The sequence below is a fragment of the Serratia sp. JKS000199 genome (assembly GCF_900215455.1).
Taxonomy (GTDB): domain Bacteria; phylum Pseudomonadota; class Gammaproteobacteria; order Enterobacterales; family Enterobacteriaceae; genus Serratia; species Serratia ureilytica.
Genome location: NZ_LT907843.1, coordinates 1,037,740 through 1,057,675 on the forward strand (window position 1 = coordinate 1,037,740; position 19,936 = coordinate 1,057,675).

Here is a 19,936-nt window from a genome sequence, read left to right on the forward strand (position 1 = left end):
AAGCATAGCTTACCGGCTGTGGACGAGATGCGGTCAGGAAGGGTAAAGAGCGTAGAACGGGGAAAAGTGTAACCGGGCTGGGCGCGGGGAACTTGCCGATAAATGCCCCATCGCGGTGATGGGGCCAGGGGATCACGCCAGCGTGACGTCACCCTGCAGTTGGCAACTGCAGGCCAGCACGTAGCCTTGCGCTATTTCTTCCGCGCTCAGCGTCATGGTGCTGGTGGTGGTGTAGTCGCCCTCGAGGATGCGGGTTTTGCATGAGCCGCACACCCCGGCGCGACAGGCGGCGTTGACCGGCAGGGCATGGGCCTCCATCGCCGCCAGCAGCGTGCTGCCGACCGGCACGCGGAATTCGCGCAGCGGGCGGGCGGCGCGCAGCGTCAGCCCTTCGGTGGCATCGGCCTGCGCCGTCGGCGTGTGGAACTGCTCTTTATGGAAACGCTCGGCCGGCACGCCGAGCCGGCGACAAAGCTGCTCCACCTGATCCATGTAGGGCGCAGGACCGCAGGTCATCACCGTGCGTTCGGCGATATCCGGCGCCGCCTGCCGCAGCGTCTGTTCATCGATACGGCCGCTGAGGTAGCCGGGTTGCAGATCCTGCTCGGCCATCAGCGTCAGGCGCAGCTGCGGATGGGCGGCGCACAGCGCGCGCCACTGATCGGCGAAAATCGTGTCGGCGGGGGTGCGCACGTTAACGATCGCGGCGATATCGCAGGTTGGACGGTTGGCGGTCAGCCAGCGGCACATCGAGACGATCGGCGTCACGCCGCAGCCGGCGGCCAGCATCAGATAACGATCGGCCGGGTGACGCTCGCAGCTGAACTCGCCCTGTGCGTCGGACAGCCACAGCGTGTTGCCGGGCTTGACCTCTTGCGTCAGCCAGCGCGATCCGGCGCCGTCCGGCAGGCAGCGCACGCTGATGCTGAGAAAGCGGCTCTGGCCAGGCGAGGAGGAGAGCGTATAGGCGCGCAGCGTCTCCTCGCTGTTGCGGATGCTGACCAGCGCAAACTGGCCCGCCTGATAGGGATAGAAAACGTCGCAGATCAGGTTCAGCGTCCAGACGTCGGCGGTTTCACGCCGGATGGAATGCACCTGCATGCGGTTCGGGCAAAGCGGAGTGGGTTGAGTCATCGGGGCACCTCAAAAAGCAAAGGGGCCGGCGCAGGCGGCCCCATAACGTAACGGCATCAGGCGAGCAGCGCGGCGATATCCTGCTCGACGGTGGTGATCGGACGCAGGCCGAATTTCTCGTTGAGGATCGCCATCAGGTTGTCGGTCAGGAAGCCCGGCGCGGTCGGGCCGGTGACGATGTTTTTCACCCCCAGCGACAGCAGCGTCAGCAGAATGACGATCGCCTTCTGTTCAAACCACGACAGCACCAGGCTGAGCGGCAGCTCGTTGACGCTGCAGCCGAGCGTATCCGCCAGCTTGACCGCCAGCATGATGGCGGAGTAAGCGTCGTTGCACTGGCCGACGTCCAGCAGGCGCGGCAGCCCTTCCAGCGTGCCGAAATCCAGTTTGTTGAAACGGTATTTGCCGCAGGCCAGCGTCATGATCAGGCAGTCTTGCGGCACGCTGCGGGCGAAGTCGGTGAAATAGCTGCGTTCGTCACGGCTGCCGTCGCAGCCGCCGACCAGGAAGACGTGGCGCAGTTTTTTCTGCGACACCAGGTCGATGACCGTGTCGGCGGCGTTCAGCAGCGTCTGGCGGCCGAAGCCGACGGTGATCAGGTGCTCAATCTCGGTGTAAGGGAAGCCGTTCATGCCCTGCGCCTGGCGGATCACGGCGCCGAAGTCGTCGCCTTCCAGATGGTTGACGCCCGGCCAGCCGACGATGCTGCGGGTCCAGATGCGATCGCCGTAGTTGCCGACGTTAGGATCGATGATGCAGTTGGAGGTCATCACGATCGGGCCGGGGAATTTGGCGAATTCCGTCTGCTGGTTCTGCCAGCCGCTGCCGTAGTTGCCCACCAGATGCTTGAATTTTTTCAGTTCCGGATAGCCGTGCGCCGGCAGCATTTCGCCGTGGGTGTAGACGTTGACGTTTTGCCCTTCGGTTTGTTCGAGCAGCATGCGCAGATCTTTCAGATCGTGGCCGGAGATCAGAATGGCTTTCCCGGCCACCGGGCGCACGTTGACCGCGCTGGGCTGCGGATCGCCGTAGGCCTGGGTTTCGCCGCGATCGAGGATCGCCATCACGTTGAAGTTCATCTTGCCGATGCCCATGGCGTTGTTCAGCAGGGTATCGACGTCGCGCGGCCGGGTGCCGAGCCAGGCCATAAAGGCGTGGTAGTCGGCATAGAGCTGCTCGTCGAACTGGCCGAGCACGTGCGCGTGTTCCATATAGGCCGCCGCGCCTTTCAGGCCGTACAGGCACAGCATGCGCAACCCGTGGACGTCGTCGCCGACCTCGGCCTTGTCGCTGTTGAGAGCAAACTGCGCCGCCTGTTGCAGCAGCGCAGGCATATCGTCACCGGCCAGCTGCAGCGCCGCCATCGGGTGATCGACGCGTACGCCGGCGTCCAGCAGCCGGCAACGGGCGGCCAGCGAATCGCGCAGCAGCAGGGTTTCGCGCGCGTAGCCGATGATGCGCTGAGAGTCGAAGTTAACGTTGGTCAGGGTGGAGAAGAAGGCGCGCGGGGCGAAGCTGTCGATCTCGTGGTCGACGATGCCCAGCGAACGCGCCTGCAGCGCCCAGGCGGAGAGCCCCTGCAGCGCCGCCACCAGCAGATCCTGCAGATCGGAGGTTTCCGCCGTCTTGCCGCACATGCCCTGAGCATACGCGCAGCCGTTGCCTGCCGGGGTACGGATGGTTTGTTCACATTGCACACAGAACATAGTCGCTTCCTTTTATTTTTAAAGTTGCATTTGTAATGCTTGTTTAAAAGCATAGATCGGCGATCGGGGTTGCAAAAGGCTTTTGTGCGACTACTGTGGGCAAGTTTGATTTAGCGCAATTTTGCCGTGCGGATGGGAATTATTACCCTTTGGGGGCCGGGCGGCCCCCAGGGGAAAGGATCAGGAGAACAGGGCGATCAGCACCGGCGCCAGCAGGCTGAGCAGGAAGCCGTGCACGATGGCGGGGGGCACCATGTCTAGCCCGCCGCTGCGCTGCAGCACCGGCAGGGTGAAGTCCATCGAGGTGGCGCCGCACAGGCCGAGGGCGGTGGAGCGGCTGCGGCGCACCAGCGTCGGGATCAGCATGATCGCCACCAGCTCGCGCGCCAGATCGTTGAAGAACGCGGCGCTGCCCATCACCGGGCCGTAGGCGTCGGTGATCAGAATGCCCGACAGCGAATACCAGCCGAAGCCGGAGGCCATCGCCAGCCCGGCCTTGACCGGCAGCCCCAGCAGCTGCGCCGCCAGCGCGCCGCCGGCCAGCGACGCGACGGTCACCACCAACGCCACCAGCGTGCCACGGCGGTTGAGCACGATCTGGCGCAGCGTCATGCCGCTGTTGCGCAACTGAATGCCGACCAGCAACAGCAGGAAGATCAGCGCATATTCGCTGCCTTTATGGGCGAACTGCAACCATTGCCACTGCGTCAGGCCGAGCAGGAAGCCGCCGAGCACCACGCCGCACAGCTTGAGCGACTCCAGCGCCATGTGCACGCGCGAAGGCAGCTTTTCCTGTTTATGGCTGCTGCGCCACGGCATGCGCCGCTCCAGCAGCGCCAGCAACAGCAGATTGGCGCAGAGAATGCAGAAGAAGAACACCGCGCTGTACTGGAAGATCAGCACCAGGTTACTGCTGAGATCTTCCATGAACGCCAGGCTGATACCCATGAAAAACAGGATCACGTACACCATCCAGCTCAGCAGCCGGTTGATCAGCACCAGCAGCGGGCGATGGCGTAAGGGAATGAGGTAACCGACAATCAGCGGTAACAGAATAATCAACAGTCCTGAGTACATGGTGCAGCTTGTGTCCTTGAGTTTTGAAGCGCGCCGAACGGCGGCGAGGAGCACACGCTAACCAAAAGCCCGGCCGGAGTAAAGCGGCAGATTTGACGCTGGCCGCTTGACCTGCAAGGGGTTTTTTGACCATGCTCTGTGAAAGTCGCCTCATTGAAGAGGCGACGGCGCGCACGGGAGGCGGCGGATGTTCTTGGAGCGTATCGAAATTGTAGGTTTTCGCGGTATTAATCGGCTGTCCCTGATGCTGGACGATAACACGTTGTTGCTCGGCGAAAACGCCTGGGGTAAATCCAGCCTGCTGGATGCGCTGACGCTGCTGCTGGCGCCGGAGCAGAAACTGTATCGATTTGAAGCGCACGACTTCCATTTTCCCCCCGGTGAGGAGGCGGCCAAAGAGCGCCACCTGCAGGTGGTATTCACCTTCTGCGAGAAAGACATCGGCCACGCGCACCTGCCGCGCTACCGCCATCTGACGCCGTTGTGGGTCAAGGGGGAAGACGGCCTGAGCCGCATTCACTACCGCTGCGAGGGCGAGCTGGCCGATGACGGTACGGTGTGTACCTGGCGCGGTTTTCTCGACGCCGACGGCAACGCCTTTCAACTGCACCATATCGAACAGCTGGCCCACGCGATCATCCGCATCCACCCGGTTTTGCGCCTGCGCGACGCGCGCTTTATTCGCCGCCTGCGCCCCAGCAGCCTCGGCGATGAACGCAAACCCGATACCCAGGCGTTGGCGCAGCAGCTGGATCAGCTGACGCGCGAGCTGGTGCGCAATCCGCAGAAGCTGACCAACGGCGAGCTGCGTCAGGGGCTGGCGGCGATGCAGCAGTTGCTCGAGCACTACTTTGCCGAGCAGAGCTCGCAGGTGGCGCGGCCGCGCCGCCGCGGCGGTGAACCGGAGCAGGACGCCTGGCGCGCGCTGGACGGCATCAACCGCATGGTCGCCGAGCCGAACAGCCGCAGCATGCGTCTGATCCTGCTGGGCATGTTTTCCACCCTGCTGCAGGCCAAGGGCGACGTCAAGCTGGATCCGCACGCCCGGCCGCTGCTGCTGGTGGAAGACCCGGAAACTCGCCTGCATCCGATCATGCTCTCGGTGGCCTGGGGGCTGCTCAATCAGCTGCCGCTGCAGCGCATCACCACCACCAACTCCAGCGAACTGGTGTCGCTGGTGCCGGTGGAGCACGTGTGCCGGCTGGTGCGCGAGTCGGGCCGCGTCGCGACCTATCGTCTCGGGCCGCGCGGGCTGAGCGCCGAAGACGGGCGGCGCATCGCGTTTCACATCCGTTTCAACCGGCCGTCGTCGCTGTTCGCTCGCTGCTGGCTGCTGGTGGAAGGCGAGACCGAAGTGTGGCTGCTGAACGAGCTGGCGCGCCAGTGCGGCTACCATTTCGAGGCGGAAGGGGTGAGGGTCATCGAATTCGCCCAGTGCGGCCTGAAGCCGCTGCTGCGCTTTGCCCGCCGCATGGGCATCGAGTGGCATGCGCTGGTGGACGGCGACGAGGCGGGCAAAAAGTACGCCAATACCGTGCGCAGCCTGCTGGACAATCATGAAGACAACGAGCGCGATCGGCTGACCGCGCTGCCGGCGCCGGACATGGAGCACTTCATGTTCCGCGAAGGGTTCGGCCCGGTTTATCACCGGATGGCGTCGGTGCCGCTCAACGCGCAGATGCCGGTGCGCAAGGTGATCCTGAAAGCGGTCCACCACTCTTCGAAGCCGGATCTGGCGATCGAGGTCGCGATGCAGGCCGGCGAATGGGGCACGGACTCGGTGCCGCCGCTGCTGAAGAAAATGTTCTCTCGGGTGATCTGGCTGGCGCGCGGCCGGGCGGACTGACGGCCCGCCGGGTGTTATCGGGCGCAGAAGTGCGCCGCCAATCCCTGTTCCAGCTCGTCCAGCAGCTGATAGCGGCGGCGATACTCGGCGCGCTTCTTGCTGGCGATCTCTTCGATCGGCTTGCGGGCGATGCGTTCGGGCAGCAGGAAATAGCCGCTGTCGAGCGGTTTGGCGCCCATCGACAGCCAGAACTGATCGTAATCGGCGTGCAGTTGGTCCTTCTTCTTACTCTGGTAGCGCCAGTTTTGATAGATATGGGTGGCGTTGCCGACCGCCACAATCTGGCGGATGCCGAGGTGCCGCGCCAGCGTGCAGATGCCTTCCAGCACCAGCCGTTTAGGGAACAGGCCGTGACACTCTTTGGTGGTGTGCTGGATCTCGGCGTGCGGCACGTCATGGTTCGCGCCCTGCAGGCCGCCGATGAACAACGTCGGCTGCTGCTGATAATGCATCAGCGCAAAGGTGATCTCCGCCAGCATCACGCCGTTGGCGTTGCGCAGCAGCAGCGTGGCTTCCCCTTCCTTATTCAGTTTGTCGATCGCCGCCAGCTCCAGCGTGATCGGCGCTTCGTTCTTGCCCATCGCGCTGGCCAGCACGAAGGCGTGCGGGCCGAGGTGGCCGAGGCGCATCTTCAGCGGCATGCGCTGTACGATGAGATCGTAATGATCGCGCAGGGCGAACAGGCATTCGATCTTGCTCATGTTGGCCGCCAGGTAGGGACGATGCAGTTTGCACGGCAGGTTCGGCTGCGCGCTCAGGATCTCCTCCAGCAGCGGATTGCTGGCCAGGGTGCTGAGCAGGCCGCTGGTGGTGCGCCAGTTGAGCAGCGAACGGCCGAGAAACTTCAGGCGAAACGAGGTTTTTTTCCAGGCGTTGCTCGGTGCCTTTTCGCCATTGATCAGCGCCGTCATCAGTTGCCAGCCGTTAAGCGGCCGGGCGGAGGCGAGTGGGTAGCTGAGCTGTGACATGATGAAATCCTTGGCTGTGTTGAATGGCGCTATTTCATCAAGGCTTCACTAAACGGGAGTTCAATGCCGAACTGTAACCAAGCGTGTCTCCACATTGTGTTGAGCTAAGGTTTAGTTATTCCCTACGGTGCGTGCTAATTTAGCTCCGCCGCCGCAATGGGCGGTCGATATTCACAAGCACAGGCAGGTCAATTTTGACAGGGTTTAAAGGACATAAACGCCGCTGGATACTCGCACTGGCGGTGATTGCGGCGATTGCCGCGGCGGCCGTTTGGCACTTCCGCCATCCGGCGCCGACCGATTTCAAAACGGTAAAGGTCACCAAGCGCGATCTGCAGCAGAACGTGTTGGCGACCGGCCAGCTGGACGCAGTGCGCAAGGTTGACGTCGGCGCGCAGGTCAGCGGGCAGTTGGAAAAGCTGTATGTCGAGATCGGCGACAAGGTGAAAAAAGGTCAGTTGCTGGGGGTTATCGATCCGCAACAGGCGCAGAACAGCATCCGTGAAGGCGAGGCGACGCTGCGCGAGCTGCATGCGCAGCTGCTGCAGGCGCAGGCGGAACAGCAGCTGGCGGCGGTTACGCTGCAGCGCAACCAGGCGCTGGCCAAACTGCAGGCGGTATCGCGTCAGGATCTGGATCAGGCGGCGACGCAGCTGGCGGTGAAGAAGGCGCAGGTAGGCACCATCAATGCGCAGATCGCCCGCAACCAGGCCAGCCTGGATACCGCCAAGATCAATTTGGCCTATACCCGCATCGAAGCGCCGATGGATGGCGACGTGGTGCAGATCACCACTCTGCAGGGCCAGACGGTGATCGCGGCGCAACAGGCGCCGAACATTCTGACGCTGGCGGATCTCGGCACCATGCTGGTGAAGGCGCAGGTCTCGGAGGCCGACGTCATTAACCTCAAGCCGGGTCAGAAGGCCTGGTTCACGGTGCTGGGCGATCCGACCCGGCGCTTCGACGGCGTGCTGAAAGACATTCAGCCGACGCCGGAAAAGGTCAACAACGCCATCTTCTATTACGCGCGTTTCGAAGTGCCCAACCCGGAAAGGCTGCTGCGCTTGCAAATGACGGCGCAGGTGCACATTCAACTGGCCGGCGTCCAGCAGGCGCTGGTGATCCCGCTGGCGGCGCTGGGCGATCAGATCGCCGACAATCGCTACCACGTTTCGGTGCTGAAACAGGGCAAGGAAGAGAAGCGTGAGGTGGCCATCGGCCTGCGCAACAATATCGATGTGCAGATCCTCAGCGGGCTCGAGGCGGGCGATGAGGTGATCGTCAGCCGCGGCGGCGTGGAGGCCGGCTGATGGCGGCGCTGTTGCAGCTGAACGGCATTCGCCGCAGCTACCGTTCCGGCGAGCAGACGGTGGAGGTGCTGAAGGGGATCAGTCTGAGCATCGACGCCGGTGAAATGGTGGCGATCATGGGGGCTTCCGGCTCCGGCAAATCGACGCTGATGAACATTCTCGGCTGCCTGGACAAGCCGAGCGCCGGCGTCTATCGGGTGGCCGGCCAGGACGTGGCGACGCTGAGCGACGATGCGCTGGCGCAGCTGCGGCGCGAGCATTTCGGCTTTATCTTTCAGCGTTATCATCTGCTGCCTCACCTGAGCGCGGCGCATAACGTCGAGGTGCCGGCGGTGTACGCCGGGCTGGGCAAAGCGGCGCGGCGCGAACGGGCGGAGGCGCTGTTGCGCCGTCTGGGGCTGGGGGAGCGCGTCAACTATCGGCCGAGCCAGCTTTCCGGCGGCCAGCAGCAGCGCGTCAGTATCGCCCGCGCGCTGATGAACGGCGGGCAGGTGATCCTGGCGGATGAGCCGACCGGCGCGCTCGACAGCCATTCCGGTGAAGAGGTGATGGCGATCCTCAAACAGTTGTGCGCCCAGGGCCACACGGTGATCCTGGTGACTCACGATCCGGCGGTGGCGCGTCAGGCTGAACGGATCATCGAGATCCGCGACGGCGAAATCATCGCCGATTCCCGTCCGGCGCCGTCGGAGGATGCCCAGGCCAAGCCGCTGACGCTGGCCGCCGCCGCGCCTTCCTGGCGGCAGATGGGCGGCCGCTTTCGCGAAGCGCTGGTCATGGCCTGGCGCGCGATGGCGGCCAACAAGATGCGCACCGCGCTGACCATGCTCGGCATCATTATCGGCATCGCCTCGGTGGTATCGATCCTGGTGATCGGCGACGCCGCCAAGCAGATGGTGCTGGCGGATATTAAATCGATCGGCACCAACACCGTCGATATCTACCCCGGCAAGGACTTCGGCGACGACGATCCGACCTACCGGCAATCGTTGAAATACGGCGATCTCGACGCGCTGCGCGAACAGCCGTATATCAGCGCGCTATCGCCGAGCATCAGCAGCAGCATGCGGCTGCGCTTGGGCAACGTCGATGCGGCGGCCAATGTCAACGGCGTCAGCGAGCAGTTCTTCCGCGTGTACGGCATGAGCTTTACCCAGGGCGTCGGCATCGATCCGATGCAGGTGCAGTCGCAGGCGCAGACGGTGGTGATCGACGCCAATACCCAACGGCGGCTGTTCCCGCACCAGAAAAACGTGGTGGGCGAGGTGATCCTGGTGGGCAACATGCCGGCGACGGTGGTTGGCGTGGCCAAGGAGAAGCAGTCGATGTTCGGCAGCAGCAAGACGCTGAACGTGTGGGTGCCTTACAGCACCATGGCCAACCGGCTGATGGGCAACAATTATTTCGACTCGATCACCGTGCGCATCCGCGACGGCTACGACAGCAAGGAAGCGGAACAGCAGCTGTCGCGCCTGTTGACGCTGCGCCACGGCAAAAAGGACTTCTTCACCTATAACATGGACAGCCTGGTGCAAACCGCCGAGAAAACCACCCGCACGCTGCAGCTGTTCCTGACGCTGGTGGCGGTGATTTCGCTGGTGGTGGGTGGCATCGGCGTGATGAACATCATGCTGGTGTCGGTGACCGAGCGCACGCGCGAGATCGGCATCCGCATGGCGGTGGGCGCGCGTTCCGGCGATGTGTTGCAGCAGTTTCTGATCGAGGCGGTATTGGTTTGTCTGGTGGGGGGGGCGCTGGGGATTACGTTGTCGTTCGCTATCGGTTTGGCGGTGCAGCTGGTGTTGCCGGGTTGGCAGATCAGTTTCCCGCCGGCGGCGTTGCTGAGTGCGTTCCTCTGTTCCACCGGCATCGGCGTGGTGTTCGGCTATCTGCCGGCGCGCAATGCCGCGCGGCTGAATCCGATCGATGCGCTGGCGCGCGAGTAAGTCACAGGCATAAAAAATGCCAGTCACACGGCGGCTGGCATTTTTATCGCAGTCAGAGTCAGTGCAGCGCGACGCTGCCGGAAGCGTTTAGGACAGCGCCTCGCTTTCCACTGGCACAATAAGACTGGCATGGTTGCCTTTGGGCCCTTGATGCACGTCAAAGCTGACCTGCTGGCCCGCCTTCAACGTTCTGTAACCATCCATCTTGATTGTGGAATAATGCGCGAAAATATCTTCGCCGCCGCCGGCTGGGCAGATGAAGCCAAAACCTTTGGCGTTGTTAAACCATTTAACAGTACCCGTCTCCATGCTTTTACATCCCTCGCAACGCTATTTTAAGTGAGATGAATAACTGATTTCGCACTCGCCGTGGGCGAGTAGCAGGGTGGACAAGGGGTGGTTAAAAGACCACCAGCCACGAATTTACACTCTAGAGCAAATGATCGGGGCGTCAAGGGATCGGCTTTTGTCGGCGGGGAGCAGTTCACCAAAGTTTGAAGCAGGTAACGCTATTGCCACGATTCAGTCACAATTGGCCCGTTTTTTTGCGCACGTTACAGTGCGGCGGGACGATGCCGAAGATGATAAAATAGTAACTATCCCCACTTTGAATAACCGAAACCTGTCCCCATATCAGAGGGCAGAGCAGAGAAGATGAGCAGCGATGGGCAATAACAACGATTGGCTAAACTTTGAACACTTGGCCGAAGAAAAACAAATCGATGCGGTAAAACCGCCGTCTATGTATAAAGTTATACTTAACAACGACGATTACACACCGATGGAATTTGTGATTGACGTTCTGCAAAAGTTCTTTTCTTATGATATTGAACGCGCAACGCAACTGATGCTCACGGTCCACTATCAAGGCAAGGCGATCTGTGGTGTTTTTACCGCCGAGGTGGCGGAAACCAAAGTCGTCCATGTGAACCGGTACGCAAGGGAGAACGAGCATCCGTTGCTTTGTACGCTGGAAAAAGCCTGAATAAGGCAATCTATTGGGGAGGTGCTTATGCTCAATCAAGAACTGGAACTCAGTCTCAACATGGCTTTCGCCAGGGCGCGTGAGCACAGACACGAGTTTATGACCGTGGAGCACCTGTTGCTGGCGTTGCTGAGCAACCCTGCCGCGCGAGAAGCGCTCGAGGCATGTACGGTGGATCTGGCCGCGTTGCGCCAGGAGCTGGAAGCCTTCATCGAACAAACCACACCGACGCTGCCCGCTGGCGAAGAAGAGCGCGACACTCAGCCGACGCTCAGCTTCCAGCGCGTGCTGCAGCGCGCGGTCTTCCATGTGCAATCCTCCGGCCGCAGCGAAGTGTCCGGCGCCAACGTGTTGGTGGCTATTTTCAGCGAGCAGGAATCGCAGGCGGCCTATCTGCTGCGCAAGCACGACGTCAGCCGTCTCGACGTGGTGAACTTCATTTCACATGGCACGCGTAAAGACGAGCCGGGCCAAGCGCCGAATGCGGAAAACCCGGTGAACGAAGAGCAGTCCGGAGGGGAAGACCGTATGGAAAACTTCACCACCAACCTCAATCAGTTGGCCCGTGTGGGCGGCATCGATCCGCTGATCGGCCGCGATCGTGAGCTGGAGCGCGCGATTCAGGTGCTGTGCCGTCGTCGTAAAAACAACCCGCTGCTGGTCGGCGAATCCGGCGTGGGCAAGACTGCCATTGCCGAAGGCCTGGCCTGGCGTATCGTGCAGGGCGACGTGCCGGAAGTGATGGCGGACTGCACGCTGTATTCGCTGGATATCGGTTCGCTGCTGGCCGGCACCAAATACCGCGGCGACTTCGAGAAACGCTTCAAGGCGCTGCTCAAGCAGCTGGAACAGGATCAGAACAGCATCCTGTTCATCGATGAAATTCACACCATCATCGGCGCCGGTGCGGCTTCCGGCGGGCAAGTGGATGCCGCCAACCTGATCAAACCGCTGCTGTCGAGCGGCAAGATCCGGGTGATCGGCTCGACCACCTACCAGGAGTTCAGCAACATCTTCGAAAAGGATCGCGCTCTGGCGCGCCGTTTCCAGAAGATCGATATCACCGAACCGACGGCGGAAGAGACCGTTCAGATCATCAACGGCCTGAAGACCAAGTATGAAGCGCACCACGACGTGCGTTATACCGCCAAGGCGATCCGCGCCGCGGTGGAGCTGTCGGTGAAATACATCAACGATCGCCATCTGCCGGACAAGGCGATTGACGTGATCGACGAGGCGGGCGCCCGCAGCCGGTTGATGCCGGCCAGCAAGCGCAAGAAAACCGTCAACGTGGCCGATATCGAATCCGTGGTGGCGCGTATCGCTCGCATCCCGGAGAAAACGGTGTCGGCCAGCGATCGCGACGTGCTGAGAAACCTGGGCGATCGCTTGAAGATGCTGGTATTCGGCCAGGATCAGGCGATCGAAGCGTTGACGGAAGCGATCAAGATGAGCCGCGCCGGTCTGGGCCACGAGCGCAAGCCGGTCGGCTCCTTCCTGTTCGCCGGGCCGACCGGGGTCGGGAAAACCGAGGTCACCGTACAGCTGGCCAAGGCGATGGATATCGAGCTGCTGCGTTTCGACATGTCCGAGTACATGGAGCGGCATACCGTCAGCCGTCTGATCGGCGCGCCTCCGGGCTACGTCGGTTACGATCAGGGCGGGCTGCTGACCGATGCGGTGATCAAGCATCCGCATGCGGTGGTGCTGCTCGATGAGATCGAGAAGGCGCACCCGGACGTGTTCAACCTGCTGCTGCAGGTGATGGACAACGGTACGCTGACCGACAACAACGGCCGCAAGGCGGACTTCCGCAATGTGATCCTGGTGATGACCACCAACGCCGGTGTGCGGGAAACCGAACGCAAGTCGATCGGCCTGGTGCAGCAGGACAACAGCACCGACGCGATGGAAGAGATCAAGAAGGTGTTTACGCCGGAATTCCGCAACCGTCTGGACAACATCATCTGGTTCAACCATCTGTCTACCGAGGTGATCCAGCAGGTGGTCGACAAGTTTATCGTCGAACTGCAGGCGCAGCTGGATGCGAAGGGCGTCTCGCTGGAAGTGAGCGACGAAGCGCGCGACTGGCTGTCGGTGAAGGGCTACGACCGTGCGATGGGCGCTCGTCCGATGGCGCGCGTCATGCAGGAAAACCTGAAGAAACCGTTGGCCAACGAATTGCTGTTCGGTTCGCTGGTGGACGGCGGTTCCGTGAAGGTCGAGCTGGACAAGGACAAGAAACAGCTGACTTACCACTTCCTCAGCGCCGCCAAGCGCAAGGCGGACGAGGGCGCGGTGCACTAAGGCTGCCTGCAGGCAAAGAAAAAGCGATGCTTCGGCATCGCTTTTTTTATGGGTGAGATTCACCGTACAACAGAAACGAGTGAGCCCTCTCAGTTTACCTGCGCACCTGCAACCCGTTGTTTAACGTCGCTGCGGGGGTAAACGGAAAGGGCTCCCGAGGGATTACATCCTCGATGCCGCCAGCGTGTGGCGCGCGGTGAGCCGATTAACGGCTACGGAAGACAATGCGGCCTTTGCTCAGGTCGTACGGGGTCAGCTCTACAGTGACTTTGTCGCCCGTCAGGATGCGGATATAGTTTTTACGCATTTTACCGGAGATGTGTGCGGTTACCACGTGCCCGTTTTCCAATTCAACGCGGAACATGGTGTTGGGCAGCGTATCAAGAACGGTGCCCTGCATTTCAATATTGTCTTCTTTGGCCATCGAATCCTCTAGGTCTAACTACCTTAGTTTTTAACCGGCAAGATAATGCCGAAAAACCCCCATTATGTAAAGATGTGTCGGTGAACATTGCACCGTTTCCATCAATTAGTTTACTGGATAGGGCGGTTCAACCGGCTGTGGGGATATGACTTGCGGCTCCCAGCACGCCGGTGCCAAAGGCCGCCGTTGAAGGGTGCTGAGCTGCTGCAAGAATTGACGGCGCGGAATTTCACGCGCGCCAAGGCGGGCAGTGTGAGCGTTCAGCACCTGGCAGTCAATCAATTCCCCGCCATAAGCGGCAAAATGGCGGCAAAAGGCCATCAATGCGCATTTTGAGGCGTTGGTGACGCGGCTGAACATCGATTCGCCGCAGAACAACGCGCCCTGCGCCACGCCGTACATGCCGCCAACCAGTTGATCATCCTGCCAGACCTCCACCGAGTGCGCGTAGCCGAGGCGATGCAGATGCTGATAGGCGCGCTGCACCTCCGGGCCGATCCAGGTGCCTTCATCCGGCCGGTGGGCGCAGGCGGCGATCACCGCGGCGAAGTCGTGATTGAGCGTGATGCGAAACGGATCGTGGCGCAGCAAGCGTTTCAGGCTGCGGTTAAGATGAAACTCGGCCGGGAACAGCACCGCACGCGGGTCGGGCGACCACCACAGGATGGCCTCTCCCGGCGAATACCAGGGGAAGATGCCGCGCTCATAGGCCGCCAGCAGCCGCGGCGCCGTGAGATCGCCGCCGATCGCCAGCAGGCCATTGGGATCGCGCAGGGCGCCCTCAGGCGAGGGAAACGCCAGCGACTGGGGGGAAAGCTTAACGATGCGCATACAGGGTCTCTGCGTCCTCTACGGGCCGATTAAGGCGCCAGGTTGCTGATACGGTTGCGAAAGCGGGCATAGCGGCCCTGCTGGCGCATCAGGTCCGCGTGATTGCCCTGTTCGACAATCCGGCCGTCGTCCATCACGCAAATGCGGTCGAGATGTTCCAGGCCGTACAGGCGGTGCGTCACCAGGATCAGCGTCTTGCCCTGACAATGCCGGCGCAGCAGCGCCAGGATCTGCTGCTCGGTTTCGGCGTCCAGCCCTTCGGTCGGTTCGTCAAGCAGCAGCAGCGGGGCCGGATGCAGCAGCGCGCGGGCGATGCCCAGCCGACGCTGTTCGCCGCCGGACAGCTGCCGGCCGCCTTCGCCGAGCCAGGCGTTCAGCCCGCCGTCGCCAGCCAGCAATTTGCCCAGCCCCACCTGCTGCAGTACGTCACTCAGGCGAGCGTCGTCGGCATCCGGTGCGGCCAGCCGCAGGTTTTCCCGCAGCGTATCGCTGAAGATATGCACTCGCTGGCTGACGACCGTGGTCATTCGGCGCAGCGTGGTTTCATCATAATCCTCCAGCGGTTCGCCGTTGAGCAGAATTTTGCCGCCGTCGGTGCGCCAGGCGCGGGTCAGCAGCTGCAGCAGGGTGGACTTGCCGCAGCCGGTGCGGCCGAGCAAGGCGATGTGTTCGCCGGCCGCCACCTCAAGCGTGACGTCGCGCAGCACCGGCTGCGGCTGATCGGGGTAGGTGAAACTCAACTGCTGCAGGCTGAGCTGCGCCCGGTCGGCAGCGGCCGGGCCGGCGGCAGGGAAGGTGACTTCCGGTTGGCGATCGATGATCTGTTTGACCCGCGTGGCGGAGGCGATCACCTGACCGAGATGCTGGAAGGCGCCGGCCACCGGCATCAGCGCTTCGAACGACGCCAGCGCGGCGAAGACAAACAGCGCGATCAACGCGCCGGGTTGGGTATCGCCGCCGATGCCCGCAGCGGTCAGCCACAGCAGCAGCGTCACCGTCAGCCCGCTGGCGAGGATCATCAGCGCCTGCGCCTTGCCGCTCAGCGAGGCCTGCTGCCACTGGCGGCGTTGCCACCGCTGTTCGGTGGCGTTCAGCGTCTTGCGGAAGTCGTTGACGGCGCCGAACACCACCAGTTCCGCCTGCCCCTGCAGCCAGGCGGTCAGGTCGGTGCGGTATTGACCGCGCAGCGCGGTGAGTTGGCCACCGATCGGTTTGCCGGCGCGATAGAACACCGGCGGCACCAGCAGCAGCAGCAGCAGCAGAATGCCACCCAGCGTCAGGGCGAGTGCAGGATCCAGCCAGCTCAGGCCGTAAGTGACGACCAGGATCACCACCGCCGCGCTGATCAGCGGCGAGATCACCCGCAGATAAAGGTGATCCAGCGTGTCCACGTCCGCTACCAGGCGGTTGAGCAGGTCGGCCTGGCGGAAACGGGCGATGCCGCCCGGCGTCAGCGGCAGGATCTTGCTGAAGGTGAACACCCGCAGGTGCGACAGCACGCGGAAGGTGGCGTCGTGGCTGACCACACGCTCGGCGTAGCGCCCGGCGGTGCGGAAGATCGCCGCGCCGCGCACGCCGGCGGCGGGCAGCATGTAGTTGAAGGTCAGCAGACCCGCCAATCCGGCCAGCGAAGAGGCGGCCAGGAACCAGCCGGAGAGCGCCAGCAGGCCGATGCTGGCCAGCAGGGTGACGATCGCCAAAATGATGCCCAGGCTAATCAGCAGGCTATGGCGGCGATACAACGCCAAAAACGGCAGCAACACGCGCATGATTAAAGCTCCCCGCGGCGGTGGGCGATCAGAGTGGCGAACAGGCCCGGTTGGGCGCTGAGGGTGGCGTAATCGCCCTGTTGCACGATACGCCCGTTATCCATCACCCAAATCTGATCGTAGTCTTCGGTATCTTCCAGCTGATGCGTCACCAGCAGGGTGGTTTGTTGATGCGAAGCGGCATTCAACGCCTGCATCACCCGTTGTTCGCTATGGGCATCGAGGCTGGCGGCCGGTTCATCGAGCAGCAGCAAGCGGCGCGGGCCGATCAGCGCCCGGGCGACCGCCACGCGCTGCGCCTGGCCGACCGACAGGCGGGCGGCGTTATCGCCCACTTCGGTGTCGAGCCCCTGCGGCAGATACGGCAACAGCTCGCTGACGTAGGCGTGTTCCACCGCCTGCTGCAGCTGCGTTTCGTCGGCCTGCGGGCAGCCCAGCAGGATATTGGCGCGCAAGGTTTGCGCCGGCAGGTGCGGGTTTTGCCCGACCCAGCTCAGCTGCTGCCTCCAGTTCTCTGCGGACAGGTCACGCAGTTCGATGCCGTTGACGGTCAACGATCCACGGTAGGGCAGGAAGCCGAGCAGCAGATTGAGCAGCGAACTTTTGCCGGCGCCGCTCAGCCCGACTAGCGCCACGCGCTGCTGCGGTTGCAGGGTGAAACTCAGCGGCCCGGCCAGCAACACGCCGTTCGGCGACAGAATTTCCAATTCGTTCGCCTGTAGCGTCAGCGGTTGATCGGCGGGCAACTTCCGCGTGCCGTTGCCCATCTGCTCGCCTTCGGCGCTGAGGAAGGTTTCCAGCGCTTCCGCCGCGCCGACCGCCTGCGCCTTGGCATGATAGAAGGTGCCGAGATCGCGCAGCGGTTGGAAGAACTCCGGCGCCAGTATCAGCACCAGAAAACCGGAAAACAGCGTTACGCCGAGGCCATAGCTGCCGAAGTTGAGTTCGCCGAGGTAAGAAAAGCCAAAATACACCGCCACTACGGCGATGGAGATCGACGCGAAGAACTCCAGCACGCCGGAGGAGAGGAAGGCCATGCGCAGCACTTCCATGGTGCGGCTGCGGAAGTCTTCGGAGGATTTGGCGATCTGCGCGGTTTCGGCCTGCGCGCGGTCGAACAGCCGCAGGGTGTCCAGGCCGCGCAGGCGGTCGAGAAAGTTACCGCTCAATCGCGCCAGCGCCACAAAGTTGCGGCGGTTGGCGTCGGCGGCCCCCATACCTACCAGCGCCATAAACAGCGGGATGAGCGGCGCGGTCGCCAACAGAATCAAACCGGCGGCCCAGTTGATCGGGAAGACGGCGATCAGGATCAGCAGCGGGATAAACACCGCCAGATACATCTGCGGCAGATAGCGCGAGTAATAGTCCTGCATATCCTCGATCTGCTCGACGATGATGCTGGCCCAGCTGCCCGCCGGTTTGCCCTGGATCCAGGCGGGGCCGAGTTGCTGCAGCTTATCCAGCACCTGCCGGCGCATACGCTGGCGGATCACCTGCCCACACAGAAAACCGACCCGTTCCCGCAGCCAGCTCAGCAGCGCCCGCAGCGCGAACGCGACGGCCAGCCAGATAAACGAAGGGATCAGTTGCTCACGCGGGATGTGTTCGATGATCAGGGCGTGCAGCAGGCTGGCCAGCAGCCACGCCTGCGCCACGATCAGCAGGCCGCTGAACAACCCCAACAGCATGGAAAGGCGCAGCCAACGCTGCGCTAACGAACTCTGGGTTTTAAGCCAACGGGTTAACTGTTGCTGTCTGGTTTTTTTCATCAGATATGCGTCTGCGTCGCCGGCGCCCGTTTGTTACGGGCTGGGTTAACGTACTGTTAAATAATAGTGTTTGGCGCAATCGGCGACAAACAAGCGAGGCCTCATGTTACCTCGTGACCCGGCAGACTGAAAAGAATAAAGCGGGCAAATATGGCTATAACAGATGGGAGAGAGAGATTGCTGAGCCCAGAAACAAAAAAAGCGGCTCGAGAGCCGCTTTTTGCCGATGATGAAAACGTCTTAGCAGACTTCTGCGCCGGCGATGCCGTCCAGATAACGCTCTGCGTCCAGCGCCGCCATGCAGCCGGTGCCGGCGGAGGTGATCGCCTGACGGTAGATGTGATCCATCACGTCGCCCGCGGCGAAGACGCCGGGGATAGTGGTTTGGGTCGCATTGCCGTGAATGCCGGACTGCACCTTGATGTAGCCGTTTTCCAGCTCCAGCTGACCGCCGAAGATGCCGGTGTTCGGGCTGTGGCCGATGGCGATGAACACGCCGGCCAGTTCCAGCTCACGGGTTTCGTTTTCCGCTTTGGTGCTGCGGATACGCACGCCGGTCACGCCCATTTCATCGCCCAGCACTTCGTCCAGCGTATGGTCGGTGTGCAGCACGATGTTGCCGCTCTTCACTTTTTCCATCAGCCGGTCGATCAGGATTTTCTCCGAACGGAAGCTGTCGCGACGGTGGATCAGGTGAACCTCGGCGGCGATGTTTGACAGGTACAGCGCTTCTTCAACGGCGGTATTGCCGCCGCCGACCACCGCGACTTTCTGGTTGCGGTAGAAGAAACCGTCGCAGGTTGCGCAGGCGGAAACGCCTTTGCCCTTGAACGCGTCTTCGGAAGGCAGGCCAAGATAGCGGGCGGAGGCGCCGGTCGCGATGATCAGCGCGTCGCAGCTGTATTCACCGCTGTCGCCGAACAGGCGGAACGGACGCTGCTGTAGATCGACGCTGTTGATGTGGTCGAAGACGATTTCAGTCTGGAACTTCTCCGCGTGCTCGCGCATGCGCTCCATCAACGCCGGGCCGGTCAGGCCTTCGGCGTCGCCGGGCCAGTTTTCCACTTCGGTGGTGGTGGTCAGCTGGCCGCCTTGTTCCAGACCGGTGATCAGCACCGGGTTCAGGTTGGCGCGCGCCGCGTAGACGGCGGCGGTGTAACCGGCCGGGCCGGAACCCAGAATCAGTAATTTGCTATGTTTAGCCGTGCCCATGAATAACCTCTTTATTCCACAATGGCGGACAATGAAGCCGATTGTAGGGAAAATGGGGCAGTAAAAAAAGCGTCGGGCGACGTTGTTAACGATTTGTATGATAGTTGTCGCCTATTAATGCATCCGTTGTCGGTAAATTGGTCGTCGAACGCAGAAATTTAACTTATCAAAGCCGCATTCGGCCAGCGAATCGCCAACCGTGCAAAAACGGCGCACTCTGCGGCTTCCGCCGCTCCCGACCGGGGTTTATCAGCCAGCGATTCATAATCAAAAATGGGATGCAGACTTTTCATGACGGTACGTTGTTCTGATTTTGCTTCTTTTACTTTGACAATCCGCTGCGCATTTGCGAAAACATCATAGGAAGAAGAAATTATCCCCGTAACACCAGCAAATCGTACGTATTTGCGCCGCAAGGCGACGATACGCAGCGGGAGTGCGGAGCAGGGCGCGCAAGCGTTTGCTGATTTTTTCTCGACCGAAACATCGTTGCCGGCGCTGCGCGGAGTTGGACAGACAGGCTGCGCGGCGTGGAATGATGGTAGTGAAGAAGCACATGACAGGCATCGGGTCTTCGCTTGGAACGAACCCTTACACATTGACGTTGGCTAGGGTGTGGCAAGTGCACGGAAGAAAATAAGAGAGACAATAA

The 19,936-nt window shown here is 61.8% G+C and carries 16 protein-coding genes; 5 read left to right on the plus strand and 11 right to left on the minus strand.

The window, feature by feature from the left end; genetic code table 11:
- Positions 1-132: 132 nt before the first annotated feature.
- The 3 genes from hcr to CPH57_RS05055 all read right to left on the minus strand — a co-directional run bounded on the left by hcr (position 133) and on the right by CPH57_RS05055 (position 3,917).
- Positions 133-1,134: an NADH oxidoreductase gene (gene hcr / locus CPH57_RS05045; RefSeq protein ID WP_096242104.1), complete on the minus strand. Its 1,002-nt coding sequence runs from the start codon at positions 1,132-1,134 to the stop codon at positions 133-135.
- Between the two features lie 56 nt (positions 1,135-1,190).
- Positions 1,191-2,840 (minus strand): hydroxylamine reductase, encoded by a 1,650-nt coding sequence (hcp, locus tag CPH57_RS05050; protein ID WP_033650659.1) that lies wholly within the window; start codon positions 2,838-2,840, stop codon positions 1,191-1,193.
- 180 nt (positions 2,841-3,020) lie between these two features.
- The gene (locus tag CPH57_RS05055) at positions 3,021-3,917 is read right to left on the minus strand and encodes a lysine exporter LysO family protein (RefSeq protein ID WP_004928363.1); all 897 of its coding nucleotides are present in this window, start codon (positions 3,915-3,917) and stop codon (positions 3,021-3,023) included.
- A 187-nt stretch (positions 3,918-4,104) separates the two neighbouring features.
- Here CPH57_RS05055 and CPH57_RS05060 point away from each other — a divergent pair, with 187 nt between their 5' ends.
- Positions 4,105-5,763 carry an ATP-dependent endonuclease gene (locus CPH57_RS05060; protein ID WP_033642546.1) on the plus strand — a complete coding sequence of 553 codons (1,659 nt, stop codon included), beginning with the start codon at positions 4,105-4,107 and terminating at the stop codon, positions 5,761-5,763.
- 14 nt (positions 5,764-5,777) lie between these two features.
- On the opposite strand, the gene CPH57_RS05065 is transcribed toward CPH57_RS05060, so the two are convergent.
- The gene (locus CPH57_RS05065; protein ID WP_046686765.1) at positions 5,778-6,731 is read right to left on the minus strand and encodes a VirK/YbjX family protein; all 954 of its coding nucleotides are present in this window, start codon (positions 6,729-6,731) and stop codon (positions 5,778-5,780) included.
- 194 nt (positions 6,732-6,925) lie between these two features.
- Between CPH57_RS05065 and macA the strand changes: the two genes are divergently transcribed.
- Positions 6,926-8,041 carry a macrolide transporter subunit MacA gene (gene macA / locus CPH57_RS05070; RefSeq protein ID WP_033642548.1) on the plus strand — a complete coding sequence of 372 codons (1,116 nt, stop codon included), beginning with the start codon at positions 6,926-6,928 and terminating at the stop codon, positions 8,039-8,041.
- A complete protein-coding gene (macB, locus tag CPH57_RS05075; RefSeq protein WP_046686766.1) occupies positions 8,041-9,987 on the plus strand; it encodes a macrolide ABC transporter ATP-binding protein/permease MacB in 1,947 nt (648 codons plus the stop codon). Before macA ends, macB begins: the two co-directional genes overlap by 1 nt.
- Positions 9,988-10,074: 87 nt before the next feature.
- On the opposite strand, the gene cspD is transcribed toward macB, so the two are convergent.
- Entirely contained in the window at positions 10,075-10,296 is a 222-nt protein-coding gene (gene cspD / locus CPH57_RS05080) for a cold shock-like protein CspD (RefSeq protein ID WP_004928349.1), read from the minus strand.
- A 355-nt stretch (positions 10,297-10,651) separates the two neighbouring features.
- Between cspD and clpS the strand changes: the two genes are divergently transcribed.
- Both clpS and clpA read left to right on the plus strand, forming a co-directional pair.
- On the plus strand, positions 10,652-10,972 hold the full coding sequence (gene clpS, locus CPH57_RS05085) for an ATP-dependent Clp protease adapter ClpS (RefSeq protein ID WP_004928347.1): 321 nt from the start codon (positions 10,652-10,654) through the stop codon (positions 10,970-10,972).
- Between the two features lie 27 nt (positions 10,973-10,999).
- The gene (gene clpA, locus CPH57_RS05090) at positions 11,000-13,279 is read left to right on the plus strand and encodes an ATP-dependent Clp protease ATP-binding subunit ClpA (protein WP_025302261.1); all 2,280 of its coding nucleotides are present in this window, start codon (positions 11,000-11,002) and stop codon (positions 13,277-13,279) included.
- Positions 13,280-13,484: 205 nt separating this feature from the next.
- Here clpA and infA read toward each other — a convergent pair whose 3' ends face one another.
- The 6 genes from infA to CPH57_RS24280 form a co-directional block, all read right to left on the minus strand.
- Positions 13,485-13,703 (minus strand): translation initiation factor IF-1, encoded by a 219-nt coding sequence (infA, locus tag CPH57_RS05095; protein WP_002211347.1) that lies wholly within the window; start codon positions 13,701-13,703, stop codon positions 13,485-13,487.
- Between the two features lie 105 nt (positions 13,704-13,808).
- A complete protein-coding gene (gene aat, locus CPH57_RS05100) occupies positions 13,809-14,534 on the minus strand; it encodes a leucyl/phenylalanyl-tRNA--protein transferase (protein WP_096242105.1) in 726 nt (241 codons plus the stop codon).
- 29 nt (positions 14,535-14,563) lie between these two features.
- On the minus strand, positions 14,564-16,303 hold the full coding sequence (gene cydC / locus CPH57_RS05105; RefSeq protein WP_096242106.1) for a cysteine/glutathione ABC transporter ATP-binding protein/permease CydC: 1,740 nt from the start codon (positions 16,301-16,303) through the stop codon (positions 14,564-14,566).
- A 2-nt stretch (positions 16,304-16,305) separates the two neighbouring features.
- Entirely contained in the window at positions 16,306-18,072 is a 1,767-nt protein-coding gene (gene cydD, locus CPH57_RS05110) for a cysteine/glutathione ABC transporter permease/ATP-binding protein CydD (protein ID WP_060659712.1), read from the minus strand.
- A gap of 240 nt (positions 18,073-18,312) precedes the next feature.
- Positions 18,313-19,284 (minus strand): thioredoxin-disulfide reductase, encoded by a 972-nt coding sequence (gene trxB / locus CPH57_RS05115; RefSeq protein WP_019454557.1) that lies wholly within the window; start codon positions 19,282-19,284, stop codon positions 18,313-18,315.
- 158 nt (positions 19,285-19,442) lie between these two features.
- A complete protein-coding gene (locus CPH57_RS24280; RefSeq protein ID WP_129993320.1) occupies positions 19,443-19,883 on the minus strand; it encodes a hypothetical protein in 441 nt (146 codons plus the stop codon).
- Positions 19,884-19,936: the final 53 nt, after the last annotated feature.

Coding starts and splice junctions, on each gene's coding strand:
- cspD (WP_004928349.1), bottom strand. CDS start 10,296: ATGGAGACGGGTACTGTTAAATGGTTTAACAACGCCAAAGGTTTTGGC.
- aat (WP_096242105.1), bottom strand. CDS start 14,534: ATGCGCATCGTTAAGCTTTCCCCCCAGTCGCTGGCGTTTCCCTCGCCT.
- cydC (WP_096242106.1), bottom strand. CDS start 16,303: ATGCGCGTGTTGCTGCCGTTTTTGGCGTTGTATCGCCGCCATAGCCTG.
- infA (WP_002211347.1), bottom strand. CDS start 13,703: ATGGCCAAAGAAGACAATATTGAAATGCAGGGCACCGTTCTTGATACG.
- CPH57_RS24280 (WP_129993320.1), bottom strand. CDS start 19,883: ATGTGTAAGGGTTCGTTCCAAGCGAAGACCCGATGCCTGTCATGTGCT.
- clpA (WP_025302261.1), top strand. CDS start 11,000: ATGCTCAATCAAGAACTGGAACTCAGTCTCAACATGGCTTTCGCCAGG.
- clpS (WP_004928347.1), top strand. CDS start 10,652: ATGGGCAATAACAACGATTGGCTAAACTTTGAACACTTGGCCGAAGAA.
- CPH57_RS05065 (WP_046686765.1), bottom strand. CDS start 6,731: ATGTCACAGCTCAGCTACCCACTCGCCTCCGCCCGGCCGCTTAACGGC.
- CPH57_RS05060 (WP_033642546.1), top strand. CDS start 4,105: ATGTTCTTGGAGCGTATCGAAATTGTAGGTTTTCGCGGTATTAATCGG.
- macB (WP_046686766.1), top strand. CDS start 8,041: ATGGCGGCGCTGTTGCAGCTGAACGGCATTCGCCGCAGCTACCGTTCC.
- cydD (WP_060659712.1), bottom strand. CDS start 18,072: ATGAAAAAAACCAGACAGCAACAGTTAACCCGTTGGCTTAAAACCCAG.
- trxB (WP_019454557.1), bottom strand. CDS start 19,284: ATGGGCACGGCTAAACATAGCAAATTACTGATTCTGGGTTCCGGCCCG.
- CPH57_RS05055 (WP_004928363.1), bottom strand. CDS start 3,917: ATGTACTCAGGACTGTTGATTATTCTGTTACCGCTGATTGTCGGTTAC.
- hcp (WP_033650659.1), bottom strand. CDS start 2,840: ATGTTCTGTGTGCAATGTGAACAAACCATCCGTACCCCGGCAGGCAAC.
- hcr (WP_096242104.1), bottom strand. CDS start 1,134: ATGACTCAACCCACTCCGCTTTGCCCGAACCGCATGCAGGTGCATTCC.